The following is a 14,454-nucleotide window of genomic DNA, read 5'->3' on the forward strand; positions in this document are numbered from 1 at the left end:
GAGTGCGATGTTAACGTTAACATTGCTGAGACGCAGATCACGTGACTCAGGTCACGACCGAATGTGCCGATCGGTCAGGATCTGCCCGACGTCAGATCCAGCTCAAGGAAGAACGGTGTTCCATGCCTGCTGCGGACGCAGTCGTCATCGGTGTCGACTACGGCACGCTCTCGGGACGTGCCCTGGTGGTGCGCCTCAGCGACGGAGCCGAGCTCGGCTCCGCGGTCCACGAATACGGTCACGCGGTCATGGACGCGACGCTCACCGCCCACCGCGGCGAGCCGCTGCCCCCGGAATGGGCGCTCCAGGTCCCAGCCGACTACGTCGATGTGCTGAAGTCCGCGGTGCCTGCGGCCCTGCGCGAAGCCGGGGTCGTTGCTGAGCAGGTCGTCGGCATCGCCACGGACTTCACCGCCTGCACCATGGTGCCCACGACTCGGCAGGGCACCCCGCTCAATGAGCTGCCCGAATACGCCGACCGGCCGCACGCCTACGTGAAGCTCTGGAGGCACCACGCAGCCCAGGCTCAGGCCGACCGGATCAACGAGCTCGCCCACTCCCGCGGAGAATCCTGGATCAACCGCTACGGCGGGTTCATCTCCTCCGAATGGGAGTTCGCCAAGGGTCTGCAGGTCCTGGAGGAAGATCCCGAGATCTACGCGGCCATGGACCACTGGGTGGAGGCCGCCGACTGGATCGTCTGGCAGCTCACCGGGGAATATCTGCGCAACGCCTGCACCGCCGGCTATAAGGGCATCTACCAGGACGGCAGCTACCCCGACGCGGAGTTCCTCTCGGCTCTGAACCCCGAGTTCTCCGGCTTCGTCACCGAGAAGCTCGAGCACCGGATCGGGCAGCTCGGGGAGCGCGCCGGGGGGCTCAGCGCCGCCGCGGCGGAGTGGACCGGGCTTCCGGAGGGCATCGCCGTGGCCGTCGGCAACGTGGACGCCCATGTCACCGCTCCGGCCGCCGACGCGGTGGCGCCGGGGCAGATGGTGGCGATCATGGGAACCTCGACCTGTCACGTGATGAACGGAGACCACCTGGCCGAGGTGCCCGGCATGTGCGGGGCCGTCTATGGCGGCATCACCGACGGGCTCTGGGGCTATGAGGCCGGACAGTCCGGGGTGGGCGACATCTTCGCCTGGTACGTGGCGAACCAGGTCCCTGGAAGCATCAGCGAGGAGGCCGAGACCCGGGGCCTGAGCGTGCATGAGCTGCTCACCGAGAAGGCCGCCACGCAGCCGGTCGGCGCGCACGGACTGATCGCTCTGGACTGGCATTCCGGAAACCGCTCGGTGCTGGTGGACCATGAGCTCTCCGGGCTGGTGCTCGGTGCGACCCTGGCGACCAAGCCCGAGGACGGCTACCGCGCCCTGCTGGAGTCCACCGCCTTCGGCACCCGCACCATCATCGAGGCCTTCAACGACTCCGGGGTTCCGGTGACCGAGCTCGTCGTCGCCGGGGGACTGCTGCGGAACTCCTTCCTGATGCAGCTCTACGCCGACATCACCGGGCTCCCGATCTCGACCATCGTCTCCACCCAGGGCCCCGCCCTGGGCTCGGCCATCCACGCCGCCGTCGCCGCCGGAGCCTACCCGGACGCCTCCGCCGCCGGCGCCGTCATGGGCGGGCGCCGGCGCAACGCCTACACCCCGCAGCCAGACGCGGTGACCGCCTATGACGAGCTCTACGCCGAATACCGGGCGCTGCATGATCACTTCGGCCGCGGCGGCAATGACGTGATGCGCCGGCTCAAAGCCATCCGGCGTCGGGCACGCCACCAGGAGGTCAGCGCATGAGCGCACTGCATCTGAACGACTTCTCCGCCTCGGCCAGAGAGGCCATCGCTTCGGCGCGGGAGGCCGTGGCCGCGCTGCATGCCGAGCTGCCGCGCAATGACCTGGTGGCCTGGACCGCGGGCAATGTCTCGGCCCGGGTGGACCTGGATGAAGGCGCCGAGCAGGCTGCCGCCCACGCCTCGGAGAACGTCTCAGGCGATATCTCGGGGCTCTTCGTGATCAAGCCTTCCGGGGTCAGCTATGACGAGCTGAATGCGGCGAACATGGTGGTCTGCACCCTGGACGGGGTCAAGGTCGATGACGACACCTCGATCGGGCTCTCGCCCTCCTCCGACACCGCCGCCCATGCCTATGTCTACCGGCATATGCGTCACGTCGGCGGGGTGGTCCACACCCATTCCTCCTATGCGACCTCCTGGGCGGCCCGGGGTGAGGCGATCCCGTGCGTGCTGACCATGATGGCCGATGAGTTCGGCGGCGACATCCCCGTCGGGCCCTTCGCGCTGATCGGGGACGACTCCATCGGCCGCGGCATCGTGGAGACGTTGCGGGCCTCCCGGTCGAAGGCGGTGCTGATGGACCGCCATGGACCGTTCACCATCGGGGCCGATGCGAAGGAGGCGGTGAAGGCGGCGGTGCTCTGTGAAGAGGTGGCGCGCACCGTGCACTTCGCCCGCGCCTATGGGGAGCCGCAGCGGATCGCCCAGCACCAGATCGATGCGCTCTATGCGCGCTACCAGAACGTCTATGGACAGAAGGACAACACATGAGCGCCAGCGCCGGAACTTCGAAGACCATGAATCCCACCGCTTCTCTGTTGGCTTCTCCTTTCGCGGGGAAGTCCATCTGGTTCCTCACCGGATCTCAGGGCCTCTACGGACCCGAGACCCTTCAGACGGTGGCCGAGCAGTCCCGTCAGGTCACCGACGCCCTCGACGGCGCAGATGAGATCCCGGTTCAGATCCTGTGGAAGCCGGTGCTCACCGAGCGCGACGCGATCCGGACCGCCGCGTTGGAGGCCAACGCGGATGAGGACTGTCTCGGGGTGATCGTGTGGATGCACACCTTCTCTCCGGCGAAGATGTGGATCGCAGGGCTCGAAGCCCTGGCGAAGCCGCTGCTGCACTTCCACACCCAGGCGAATATGGCGCTGCCCTGGGCGGATATCGACATGGACTTCATGAACCTGAACCAGGCCGCCCACGGGGACCGGGAGTTCGGTTACATCGCCACTCGCACGGGAGTCCGCCGCAAGACCGTGGTCGGGCACAGCACCGACCCGCGGGTGCAGGCCGAGGTGGGCACCTGGGCCCGCGCCGCGGCCGGGTGGAACGCATTGGCGAACATGCGGGTGTGCCGGTTCGGGGACAATATGCGCAACGTCGCGGTCACCGAGGGGGACAAGACCGAGGCCGAGATCCGGCTGGGCACCTCGATCAACACCTGGGCGGTCAATGACCTGGTCGCACGGGTCGACGCCGTGACCGATGCGCAGGTCGATGAGCTGCTGGCCGAGTACGACGCTGAGTATGACGTCGCCGCTGAGCTTCAGGCCGGCGGGGAGCGCCGGGAATCCCTGGCCTATGCGGCCCGCCAGGAGGCGGGGATGCGGTCCTTCCTTCACGAGGGCGGGTTCTCCGCGTTCACCACGAACTTCGAGGATCTCGGCGGGCTCCGTCAGCTCCCTGGCCTGGCGGTGCAGCGGCTGATGAGCTCCGGCTACGGCTTCGGTGCCGAAGGTGACTGGAAGACCGCGCTGTTGGTCCGGGCCGCGAAGGTCATGGGCCATGGGCTGCCCGGGGGTGCTTCGTTGATGGAGGACTACACCTACGAGATGACTCCGGGGCGGGAGAAGATCCTGGGCGCGCACATGTTGGAGATCTGCCCCTCGCTGACCACCTCGACTCCGCGGATCGAGATCCACCCGCTGGGCATCGGGGACCGGGAGGACCCGGTGAGGATGGTCTTCGACACCGATCCCGGCGAGGGCGTCGTCGTGGCGATGTCTGATCTGCGCGAACGCTTCCGGCTGACCGCGAACCTGGTGGACCTGGTGCCCCCGGATCAGCCGCTGCCGAACCTTCCCGTGGCCCGCGCGGTCTGGGAGCCGCGGCCTGATTTCGCGACCTCGGCGACCTGCTGGCTCACCGCCGGGGCAGCCCACCACACGGTGCTCTCCACCGGGGCCGGGCTTCAGGCCTTCGAGGATCTCGCGGAGATCGCCGGGATGGAGCTGGCAGTGATCGATGCGGCGACCACTGCCCGCGGGTTCGCCAAGGAGCTGCGATTCAACGCCGCCTACCACCGACTTGCGCAGGGGCTCTAGCCAGCTGTGCGCATCAGACCCACTCATTCGCACCACGTGCCTGCCACAGCGGCAGACATCACTTCTCAGGAGGAAACATCATGCACAACCGATCAATGAAGATGTTGGGCATCTCGGCGGCTCTGGTCCTTGGTCTCACCGCTTGCGCGGGAGGCGGCGCCGGAAGCGACGGCGGCGGAGACGACGCCGATGGCGGGGACGCGGCCCCGGAGGACATGACAGTAGGTGTCGCCATGCCGACGCAGACCTACGAACGCTGGCTCAACGACGGTGCCTCCGTCGAGGAGGGCCTGGAGGAGCTCGGTTATACGGCCGACCTGCAGTACGCCGACGACGACATCCCCACCCAGCAGCAGCAGATCGACCAGATGATCACCCAGGACTACGACGCGCTGATCATCGCCTCCATCGACGGCTCGGCGCTGACCAGCCAGCTCGACGCCGCAGATGCGGCCGACATCCCGGTCATCTCCTACGACCGGCTGCTCACCAACAGCGAGAACGTCGACTTCTACGTCACCTTCGACAACTTCGCTGTGGGCCAGGAGCAGGCCAACGCTTTGCTCTATGGTCTGGGGGTCTTCGACGAGAACTTCGAGGAGGCCGAGGACGCCCCCGAGGAGACGCTGAACGTCGAGCTCTTCGCTGGCTCACTGGATGACAACAACGCCCGCTTCTTCTGGGACGGCGCGATGGACGTGCTCGAGCCCTATATCGAGGACGGCACCTTGGCAGTTCCTTCCGGCCAGACCACCATCGAACAGGCCGCCACGCAGCGCTGGGAGCAGGAGACCGCCCAAGAGCGCATGGAGAACCTGTTGACCAGCACCTATAGCGGGGGCGAAGAGCTCCACGGGGTGCTCTCCCCGGCAGATCCGCTCTCCCGCGGCATCATCAACGCTCTGCGCGGCGCAGGCATGGGCGACGACATCGAGAGCGGCCTGCCGATCGTGACCGGCCAGGACGCTGAGATCGCCTCGGTCTCGCTGATCGCCGAAGGCGTGCAGCACTCGACCATCTTCAAGGACACCCGCAACCTTGCTGATCAGGCGGTCAGTGCCGCGGACTCCTTCCTCAACGGGGAGGAGCCTGAGGCCAACGACACCGAGAGCTACGACAACGGGTCCGCGGTGATCCCCTCCTACCTGCTGCCGGTGGAGATGATCCTGCAGGAGAACTATGAGGAGATCCTCGTCGACTCCGACTTCTATACCGAGGAGCAGGTCGAGTCCGGCCAGCAGTGACCTCGATCGGGCAGTGACCCTGATCCACCACTGAGCTGAGCACCGCTCACCAGTTACGCCGGTCGGGCCCGGGGCGAGCGCCCCGGGCCCGACCTCCGGCAGAGGTCCTAAGGAGGGCCCATGAACGAGAACATCCTTGAGATGCGCTCCATCACTAAGAAGTTCCCCGGAGTGGTGGCGCTCCAAGACGTGAACCTGCAGGTGCGACGTGGAGAGATCCACGCCGTCTGCGGTGAGAATGGAGCAGGAAAATCCACGCTGATGAAGGTTCTCTCCGGCGTTCACCCGGCTGGCACCTACGAGGGCGAGATCCACTTCGAGTCCAAACATGTGAGCTTCTCCTCGCTCAACGACTCCGAGGCCCTGGGCATCGTCATCATCCACCAGGAGCTTGCGCTCGTGCCGCACCTCTCCGTGGCGGAGAACATCTTCCTGGGCAATGAAAAGAGCCGCGCGGGAATCATCAACTGGCACGAGGTCAACCTTGCGGCCGCGGCCCTGTTGGACAAGGTGGGTCTCCGCGAGAACCCGGTGACTCCGGTGGGCCACCTCGGGGTGGGCAAGCAGCAGCTCGTGGAGATCGCCAAGGCGCTGAGCAAGAACGTGAAGCTGCTGATCCTCGACGAGCCTACGGCGGCGCTGAACGACGAGGACTCCGCGCACCTGCTCGGTCTCATCCGTGACCTGCGCGACGAGGGAGTCACCTGCATCATCATCTCGCACAAGCTCGGTGAGATCGCGGCCGTGGCGGACTCCACCACCGTGATCCGCGATGGCGGCACGGTGGAGACCATCGATATGGCCGAGGCCACCCGCAATGGGGAGGACCTCACCCGGCGGATCATCCGCGGCATGGTCGGCCGGGACATGGAGAACATGTACCCGGACCGCGATGTGACCATCGGTGAGGAGGTGTTCCGCGTCGAAGACTGGCACGTGAATCACCCGACTCAGCGCGACCGCAAGGTCGTCGACGGAGCCTCGCTGAATGTGCGCGCCGGTGAGGTGGTGGGCATCGCGGGTCTCATGGGTGCGGGGCGGACCGAACTGGCGATGAGCGTGTTCGGAAAGTCCTACGGCCGCGACATCAGCGGCACGGTGTATATGCACAAGAAGCCGGTGAAGGTGGACTCCGTGGCCGACGCGATCAAGGCGGGCATCGCCTACGTCAGTGAGGATCGCAAGCGCTACGGGTTGAACCTGATCGACGACATCCGCCGCAACGTCACCGCGGCTGCGCTGAAACGCGTCGCTCCGCGGGGCTGGATCAACGGCAACGAGGAGATCGCGGTGGCCGAACGTTACCGCAGCTCCATGAACATCAAGGCGCCCACGGTGATGTCGGTCATCGGGAAGCTCTCCGGCGGCAACCAGCAGAAGGTGGTGCTGAGCAAGTGGCTCTACACCGAACCCGAGCTGCTGATCCTGGACGAGCCGACCCGCGGCATCGACGTCGGCGCGAAGTACGAGATCTATTCCATCATCAACAAGCTGGCTGCCTCAGGGAAGGCGATCATCATGATCTCCTCTGAGCTGCCCGAGGTGCTGGGCATGTGCGACCGCGTCTACGCGCTGTCCGCCGGCCGGATCACCGGGCAGCTTCCCGTGGAAGACGCAACCCAGGAGCGCCTCATGGAGCTCATGACCAGGGAGAAGGACTGAGGCATGACCGGTACATCTAATCTCATCGAGCTCTTGACGCGGAATCTGCGTCAGAGCGGCATCTACATCGCCTTCGTGTTCATCGTCCTGCTGTTCACGGTGCTCACCGGCGGCACCCTGCTGAGCCCCGGGAACATCACGAACCTGGTGCTGCAGTACTCCTACATCCTCATCCTTGCCATCGGCATGGTGATGATCATCGTCGCCGGTCACATCGACCTCTCGGTGGGCTCCGTGGTGGCACTCACCGGCGGCGTGGCCGCCGTCGTGGTGATCCGCGAGGGAATGCCCTGGTGGGTGGGCATCATCGCCGCACTGCTCACCGGTGTGCTGGTGGGCATCTGGCAGGGCTTCTGGGTGGCGATCGTGGGCATCCCTGCGTTCATAGTGACCCTTGCGGGCATGCTGATCTTCCGGGGGCTCGCGATGCAGGTGCTGGACAACGTCTCGCTCTCGCCGTTTCCCAACGAGTATCGGCAGATCGCCGGCGGATTCTCCAACGGACTGCTCGGCGGTCCCGGCTATGACATCTTCACCCTGTTGATCTTCGCGCTGGCCTCGGTCGGGTTCGCCGTGCAGCAATGGCGCGCGCGGATGCGGAAGCTGGAGTACAAGCAGCCGGTCGAGGCGCTGTGGCTCTTCGCGATCCGGGTGCTCGCCGTGGTGGCGGTCATCATGGCCTTCGGCTGGCAGCTGGCGAACTCCCGCGGCATGCCATACGTGCTGGTCCTGCTTGCGGCACTGGTGCTGATCTATGGATTCGTCACCCAGCGCACCGTGTTCGGACGCCACATCTACGCCATGGGCGGCAACCTTGATGCTGCCAAGCTCTCCGGCGTGAAGACCAAGCGCGTGAACTTCCTGCTCTTCGTCAACATGGGCGTGCTGGCCGCCGTCGCCGGCATCGTCTACTCCGCCCGGTCGAACTCGGCGCAGCCGGCGGCTGGCAACATGTTCGAGCTCGACGCGATCGCCGCAGCGTTCATCGGCGGAGCGGCGGTCACCGGCGGCGTCGGCAAGGTCCAGGGCGCCATCATCGGTGGCCTGATCATGGCGGTGATGTCCAACGGGATGCAGATCCTGGGCATCGACCAGTCCACCCAGAACGTCGTGCGCGGCGTGGTGCTGGTGCTGGCCGTGGCCTTCGACGTCTGGAGCAAGAAGCGGTCCTCGGTCAGCGCCTGAGGCCGATCCTGCGGCGAACCCGGGACAGTCCTCGAGTGTGCGATCCAAACAGATGGTCCGGCCAGGTCAGGCCGAACTCCTGGACGGATCGCACACTCGACGACGTCCGGGCGACATCGCGCACCGTGACACCGCCCACGTCTGGAAGTATGAGGGAATGACCATCGATTCCGCACAGCACACCTCGGTAATCCGCAGCGCATGGGCCCCGGTGGACGAGCGGCGGCTCTTCCTCGGCGAAGGTGCACGCTTCCTGGAGACCGGGATCAGCCCGGTCCCGGAGACCGAGCAGCCCGGCACCGCCGCGCACCCCTTCGTGCTGGTCGACATCTTGGACGGCGCGCTGTACTCCACCACCGCCGAGCCCGGCTCGGGACTGACCCTGCAGGGCAGCCTGGACGAGCCGCTCGGCGCGGTGGCACCGGTGCGTCAGCACAGCTCTGCACCCGACGGCCGCTGGATCGCGGCGCTCGGCAAGGGCCTCGCCCTGCTGGAGCGCTGCGCCACAGGTGAGCTGCAGGTCGTGGAGACACTGGGTGAACCCGCCGCCGGCCGTTCCTCGGTGCCGCTGCGGATGAACGACGCCGTGGTCGACCCGCACGGCCGCTTCTGGGCCGGCGCCATGGCCTACGACGGCGACGCCGGGCAGGGCTTCTTGCTCCGGCTGGATCCCGACGGGTCGATCCAGATCGTGCTCGAGGACCTGGCCATCCCCAATGGTCCGGCCTTCAGCGCCGACGGGGCCACGATGTACCTCTCCGACACCCCCACCGGGTGGATCCGTCGCTACCGGGTGGACATCGCCACCGGTGGACTCGACGCCGGCGAGGACTTCATTCACATCAGCGAGGGCGGCCCCGACGGGATGACCGTCGACGCCGAAGACTGCCTGTGGTCCGCGGTCTGGGGCGGGTCCTGCCTGCACCGCTACTCACCCTCCGGGGAGCTGCTCGAGCGCATCGAAGTGCCGGTGCGCCAGCCCACTTCCATCGCGCTCAGCGCCGCGCCGCCCTACCGGGTGATGGTCACCTCTGCCACCGAGAACCTTCAGGAGCTCACCGACCACGACGGACGCGTGATCACCGCCGAGGTCAGCGTCGCGGGTCGCCCGGCGGTGAGCCATCTGCGCAGTCCCGAGCAGGAGCCGCAGGCCAACTGGGCCGGGAACCTCACCTACTCCGCCGACCGGCTGGTCCGGCCGCGCTCCATCGAGGAGCTGGCCCGGATCGTCTCCGAGTCTGACCAGGTCAAGGCGTTGGGCAGCCGGCACAGCTTCAGCTCCGTGGCCGACACCACCGGCACACTGGTCGAACTCACCGAGATGCCGCGGGTCTTCAGCCTGGACGCCGAGGCGGGTACCGTCACCTTCGACGCGGCCACCCGCTATGGGGACCTCGCCGCAGCGCTGCAGGACCAGGGCTGGGCGCTGCCGAACATGGCCTCGCTGCCACACATCACCGTGGCGGGGTCGGTGGCCACCGGCACCCACGGCTCGGGTGATCACAACCCGCCGCTGGCCTCCTCCGTGCGCAGCCTGGACATGATCCTGGCCGACGGCAGCCTGCGGACCTTCAGTCGCGGCGACGCAGACTTCGACGGTGCGGTGGTCAGCCTCGGCGCCCTCGGGGTCGTCACCACGCTCACCTTGGATGTGGTCCCCAGCTTCGAGGTCCGCCAGGACATCTACGACGGGGTCAGCTGGGCCGGCGTGCTGGAGAACTTCGAGGAGCTCACCGGCGCGGCCTACAGCGTGAGTCTGTTCACCCGGTGGGCCGGAGAGGACTTCGGGCTGGTCTGGATGAAGTCCACCCAGGAGCCTCCGGCAGAGGTGCTCGGCGTCCGCGCCCGGAGCCAGGACATCGGTCTCGCCGGAGGCCCCCCGGAGTTCGCCACCGAACAGGGCGGGCGGTGGGGCAGCTGGGACCAGCGCCTGCCGCACTTCCGGCTGGACTTCACCCCCAGCAACGGTGACGAGCTGCAGAGCGAATACCTGCTCCCGCGCGAGAATGCCGTGGAAGGACTGCGCCGGATGCGCGCCCTGGCCGCTGAGATCGAGCCGCTGCTCCTGATCAGCGAGATCCGCACGATGCCGGCGGACGAGCAGTGGCTCAGCGGTGCCTCCGGCCGGGAGACCGTCGGGTTCCACTTCACCTGGCTCCAGCGCGAGGCGGAGGTCGCGGCGCTGCTGCCGCGCCTCGAGGAACAGCTGCTCCCGCTCGGCGCCCGGCCGCACTGGGGCAAGCGGTTCGCCACCACCGAGATCGCCAGCCTCTACCCCCGACTGGGGGACTTCACACGTCTGGCCGAGGAGCTGGACCCGCATCGCACTTTCCGCAACGCGTTCCTGGAGGATCTGCTCTTCGGCTCGGAGTCGCGCAGCTGAGCCAGCCCAGGCGCCGGCGCGCCACCCACCACCAGGGCGCCGACGGCGCCGGAAAGCGGGATACATATGTGGTTCGATTCGTGGTCAGACCTGGGGCGGGTGCTGCTGATCGGCATGACCGCGTATGTCATGTTGATCCTGGTGATCCGCCTCTCGGGCAAGCGCACGCTGAGCCAGCTCAACGCCTTCGACTTCATCGTCACGGTGGCGCTGGGATCCGTGCTGGCGACGATCCTGCTCAGCAGTGATGTCTCCTGGACTGAAGGTGCGCTGGCTCTGGTGCTGCTCGCAGGGCTGCAGTTCATCCTGGCCTGGATCTCCGCGCGAGCGCCCCGGTTTCGAACGCTTATCACCGCACGGCCCGCGGTGGTGCTCTGGCATGGGGAGCTGCAGGCGGAGCAGCTGCGCCGCAACCGGCTCTCGGCCTCCGAGGTGCACCAGGCGATCCGCAGCAGCGGTGCCGGAGATCTGGGCGGCATCGCCGCCGTCGTGCTGGAGACCAACGGCACGCTCAGCGTGATCTCCACAGAGAACCTGGGTGACAGCTCAGCCCTGAGCGACCTCAACTGAGCCGGCCTGTTGGAGCGCGCCCGGCGCCACAGGAAGTGATTAGTTGCGCGGTGATGCGTTTTGCGGCACAAGGCGTAAGGTTGACGCGGATCACATTCCTGCTGCTGCCGAGGAGTCCGATTGACCGAGTCCACCGAAGTTCAACAGCCCGCCCCGACGTCCGCCGGACGCCCCCTGCGGGTGGCGATCATCGGCCATGCGTTCATGGGTGTCGCCCACACCCACGCCTGGCGGACCGCGCCGAGGTTCTTCGATCTTGACCACGCCCCCGAGCTCGCCCTGCTCGTCGGTCGCGACGCGGCCCGCACCCGGGCCGCCGCGGACCGGCTGGAGATCGCAGAGATCGAGACCGACTGGCGCCGCGCCGTCGAACGCGAGGACATCGACGTCGTCGACATCTGCACCCCGGGCAACACTCACGCCGAGATCGCCCTGGCGGCCCTGGCTGCCGGCAAGCACGTGCTGTGCGAGAAGCCGCTGGCCAACTCGGTGGCCGAGGCTGAAGCGATGACGGCCGCCGCCGCGCGGGCCGAGGCCGAGGGGGTGCGCACCTTCTGCGGGTTCAGCTACCGCCGGACCCCTGCACTGGCGCTGGCGAAGCGCTTCGTCGAGGAGGGCCGGCTCGGTGAGATCCGGCATGTGCGCGCGCAGTACCTCCAGGACTGGCTCAGCGACGCCGACACCCCGCTGAACTGGCGACTGGACAAGGACCAGGCCGGAAGCGGGGCTCTGGGCGATATCTGCGCCCATTCCGTGGATGCCGCCCAGTGGGTCTCCGGACAGCTGATCACCGGCGTCTCCGCCATGCTGCACACCTTCGTGGAGACTCGCCCGCTTGCCGGGGCGGCCGAGGGACTGGGCGGCCGCGCCGAAGCCGGCGCGCCGCGCGGCCCCGTGACGGTGGACGACGCCGCGGCCTTCACCGCGCGGTTCGACGGCGGGGCCATCGGCGTCTTCGAGGCCACCCGGTTCGCCCAGGGACGCCGCAACGCCAACCGGCTGGAGATCAACGGCAGTCTCGGATCCATCGCCTTCGACTTTGAGTCGATGAACACCCTGGAGTACTTCGACGCCCGCGATGACCAGGCGGCCCAGGGCTTCCGCACCATCCAGGTCACCGACGCGGTGCACCCCTACACCGATCACTGGTGGCCGGTGGGCCACGGCCTGGGCTACGGGGACCTCTTCGTACACCAGGTGGCCGACGTCGTCGCCGCCCTGGAATCAGACACCGCGCCGCGGCCCGACTTCGCCGAGGCGCTGAAGGTCCAGCGGGTGCTCCACGCCGTGGAGGCCAGCGCACAGGACGCCAGTCGCTACACCCCGGTCCACCGACCAGAACCCCAAGACTGAGAGAGACCATGACCAAGAGCGCACTCATCGTCCGCGGCGGCTGGGACGGGCATCAGCCCGTGGAGGCCACCGAGATGTTCCTGCCCTTCCTGGAGGCCAACGGCTACCAGGTGGCGATCCATGAATCCCCGGAGGTCTACGCCGACGCCGCGACCATGGACTCGGTGGACCTGATCGTGCAGTGCATGACCATGTCCACCATCGAGAAGGACCAGCTGGAAGGCCTGCGCACCGCCGTCGCCGCAGGCTCCGGGCTGGCCGGGTGGCACGGCGGCATCGCCGACTCCTACCGAGCCAGCGACGGATACCTGCAGCTGATCGGCGGGCAGTTCGCCCACCACCCGGCGGTGCACCCCGAGGAGCGCACCGGTGAGCAGTCCGACTACTACACCCCGCATCGCATCGACATCGCACCGGAGGCCGCCGATCACCCGATCACCACCGGCATCGAGAGTTTCGACCTGGTCACCGAGCAGTACTGGGTGCTCCACGATCAGCTCATCGACGTGCTCGCCACCACCACCCTGCCCAAGCGGGACTTTGACGAGTGGGAGAAGCCGCACGTGAACCCGGCGATCTGGACCCGACGCTGGGGCCGCGGCCGAGTCTTCGTCTCGACCCCCGGGCACCGCGTCGAAGTGTTGGAGAACCCGAACGTGCGCACCATGATCGAGCGCGGCATGCTCTGGGCCAGCCGATGAGCGCCGGGGCAGGGTTACCGCAAGGATCGCCGCAGGGGTCGCCGCAAGAGTCGCCGCGTGGGGCGCACCAGGGATCGCCGCAGGCATCGACGTCCGAACCGCAGCGGACGCTCAACCTCGGGCTCATCGGAGCCGGAAACATCAGCGGCCAGTACCTGCAGACGCTGAACCGTCTCGAGGACCTGAACCTGGTCGCCGTCGCCGACCTGGATCTCGATCGGGCCCGAGAGGTGGCCGCGACCGGCGGCGCGGAAGGGGTGAGCGTCGATGAGCTGCTCGCCGCCCCGGAGGTGGACGCCGTCATCAACCTCACGATCCCGCGGGCCCACGCGGAGACCTCGCTGGCTGCGATCGCCGCCGGCAAGGGGGTCTATGTGGAGAAGCCCTTCGCCGCGACCGTGGCTGAGGGTCAGCAGATGCTCGCCGCCGCCGAAGCGGCCGGAGTGGTCATGGGCAGCGCGCCGGACACGGTGCTGGGCACCGGGGTGCAGACCGCACGCGCCGCCGTGGACGCCGGGCAGATCGGGACCCCGATGAGCGCGGTGGCCACCATGGTCACCTCCGGGCATGAGAGCTGGCACCCCAACCCTGATTTCTACTACCAGCCCGGCGGCGGACCGCTGCTGGACATGGGCCCGTACTACGTCACCAGTCTGGTCACGCTGCTGGGTCCGGTGACCTCTGTCATCGGTGCCTCCAGTGCGCTGCGGACCGAGCGCGAGATCGGGTCAGGTCCCAGAGCGGGGGAGAAGCTGAGCGTGAGCACTCCGAGCCACATCACCGGGGCGCTGATCCACGAGTCGGGCGCCATCTCCACGCTGGTGATGAGCTTCGACGGCACCGCCAGTCAGGCGCCGCCGATCGAGGTCCATGGCACCGAGGGCTCGATGGCGGTCCCGGATCCGAATCACTTCGCCGGAGACGTGCAGATCACCCACGATCGCGGCCCCTGGCAGTCGCTGGAGACCGCCGGCGGCTACGTGCAGGCGGCACGCGGCTACGGTTTGGCCGATCTGTTCTGGTCCGGCGCCTTCGACGGCGACCCCACGCTGGGCCGCGCGCAGGGAGCACTGGGTCTGCACGTGCTCGAGGTGATGGCCGGGGTGCTCAGCGCCGCGGAGACCGGCGCCTCGGTGACCATCAGCTCCCGGGCGGATCGTCCGAGCGCGGTGCCGCTGGACCCTCGATGAGTCCCTGCTTCGGGGGTCCTGCGGTGTCGGCCGAGGTG

11 protein-coding genes are annotated in these 14,454 nt (G+C 67.7%); all 11 read left to right on the top strand.

The window, feature by feature from the left end; all coding sequences use genetic code 11:
* The first annotated feature begins 122 nt into the window (after positions 1 to 122).
* The 11 genes from araB to EV640_RS03505 all read left to right on the top strand — a co-directional run bounded on the left by araB (position 123) and on the right by EV640_RS03505 (position 14,416).
* On the top strand, positions 123 to 1,802 hold the full coding sequence (araB, locus tag EV640_RS03455) for a ribulokinase (protein WP_133725825.1): 1,680 nt from the start codon (positions 123 to 125) through the stop codon (positions 1,800 to 1,802).
* The gene (locus tag EV640_RS03460; protein ID WP_133725826.1) at positions 1,799 to 2,572 is read left to right on the top strand and encodes an L-ribulose-5-phosphate 4-epimerase; all 774 of its coding nucleotides are present in this window, start codon (positions 1,799 to 1,801) and stop codon (positions 2,570 to 2,572) included. Before araB ends, EV640_RS03460 begins: the two co-directional genes overlap by 4 nt.
* Positions 2,573 to 2,598: 26 nt before the next feature.
* A complete protein-coding gene (araA, locus tag EV640_RS03465; RefSeq protein WP_243832227.1) occupies positions 2,599 to 4,128 on the top strand; it encodes an L-arabinose isomerase in 1,530 nt (509 codons plus the stop codon).
* Positions 4,129 to 4,208: 80 nt separating this feature from the next.
* Positions 4,209 to 5,372, top strand: coding sequence for a multiple monosaccharide ABC transporter substrate-binding protein (gene chvE / locus EV640_RS03470; RefSeq protein ID WP_133725827.1), 1,164 nt, complete (start codon positions 4,209 to 4,211; stop codon positions 5,370 to 5,372).
* Positions 5,373 to 5,492: 120 nt separating this feature from the next.
* Positions 5,493 to 7,034, top strand: a complete 1,542-nt coding sequence (mmsA, locus tag EV640_RS03475; protein ID WP_133725828.1) for a multiple monosaccharide ABC transporter ATP-binding protein — start codon at positions 5,493 to 5,495, stop codon at positions 7,032 to 7,034.
* A gap of 3 nt (positions 7,035 to 7,037) precedes the next feature.
* A complete protein-coding gene (gene mmsB / locus EV640_RS03480) occupies positions 7,038 to 8,219 on the top strand; it encodes a multiple monosaccharide ABC transporter permease (protein ID WP_036475787.1) in 1,182 nt (393 codons plus the stop codon).
* 157 nt (positions 8,220 to 8,376) lie between these two features.
* The gene (locus tag EV640_RS13995) at positions 8,377 to 10,602 is read left to right on the top strand and encodes an SMP-30/gluconolactonase/LRE family protein (RefSeq protein ID WP_161634820.1); all 2,226 of its coding nucleotides are present in this window, start codon (positions 8,377 to 8,379) and stop codon (positions 10,600 to 10,602) included.
* Between the two features lie 66 nt (positions 10,603 to 10,668).
* The gene (locus tag EV640_RS03490) at positions 10,669 to 11,172 is read left to right on the top strand and encodes a DUF421 domain-containing protein (RefSeq protein ID WP_036475789.1); all 504 of its coding nucleotides are present in this window, start codon (positions 10,669 to 10,671) and stop codon (positions 11,170 to 11,172) included.
* A 120-nt stretch (positions 11,173 to 11,292) separates the two neighbouring features.
* Positions 11,293 to 12,525, top strand: a complete 1,233-nt coding sequence (locus tag EV640_RS03495; protein ID WP_084479596.1) for a Gfo/Idh/MocA family protein — start codon at positions 11,293 to 11,295, stop codon at positions 12,523 to 12,525.
* Positions 12,526 to 12,533: 8 nt separating this feature from the next.
* Positions 12,534 to 13,226, top strand: a complete 693-nt coding sequence (locus EV640_RS03500) for a ThuA domain-containing protein (protein WP_133725829.1) — start codon at positions 12,534 to 12,536, stop codon at positions 13,224 to 13,226.
* Positions 13,223 to 14,416, top strand: coding sequence for a Gfo/Idh/MocA family protein (locus EV640_RS03505; protein ID WP_084479597.1), 1,194 nt, complete (start codon positions 13,223 to 13,225; stop codon positions 14,414 to 14,416). Before EV640_RS03500 ends, EV640_RS03505 begins: the two co-directional genes overlap by 4 nt.
* The last annotated feature ends 38 nt before the right edge of the window (positions 14,417 to 14,454 follow it).

This window comes from Nesterenkonia aurantiaca (genome assembly GCF_004364585.1).
Taxonomy (GTDB): Bacteria; Actinomycetota; Actinomycetes; order Actinomycetales; family Micrococcaceae; genus Nesterenkonia; species Nesterenkonia aurantiaca.

Coding starts and splice junctions, on each gene's coding strand:
- araB (WP_133725825.1), top strand. CDS start 123: ATGCCTGCTGCGGACGCAGTCGTCATCGGTGTCGACTACGGCACGCTC.
- EV640_RS03460 (WP_133725826.1), top strand. CDS start 1,799: ATGAGCGCACTGCATCTGAACGACTTCTCCGCCTCGGCCAGAGAGGCC.
- araA (WP_243832227.1), top strand. CDS start 2,599: ATGAATCCCACCGCTTCTCTGTTGGCTTCTCCTTTCGCGGGGAAGTCC.
- chvE (WP_133725827.1), top strand. CDS start 4,209: ATGCACAACCGATCAATGAAGATGTTGGGCATCTCGGCGGCTCTGGTC.
- mmsA (WP_133725828.1), top strand. CDS start 5,493: ATGAACGAGAACATCCTTGAGATGCGCTCCATCACTAAGAAGTTCCCC.
- mmsB (WP_036475787.1), top strand. CDS start 7,038: ATGACCGGTACATCTAATCTCATCGAGCTCTTGACGCGGAATCTGCGT.
- EV640_RS13995 (WP_161634820.1), top strand. CDS start 8,377: ATGACCATCGATTCCGCACAGCACACCTCGGTAATCCGCAGCGCATGG.
- EV640_RS03490 (WP_036475789.1), top strand. CDS start 10,669: ATGTGGTTCGATTCGTGGTCAGACCTGGGGCGGGTGCTGCTGATCGGC.
- EV640_RS03500 (WP_133725829.1), top strand. CDS start 12,534: ATGACCAAGAGCGCACTCATCGTCCGCGGCGGCTGGGACGGGCATCAG.
- EV640_RS03505 (WP_084479597.1), top strand. CDS start 13,223: ATGAGCGCCGGGGCAGGGTTACCGCAAGGATCGCCGCAGGGGTCGCCG.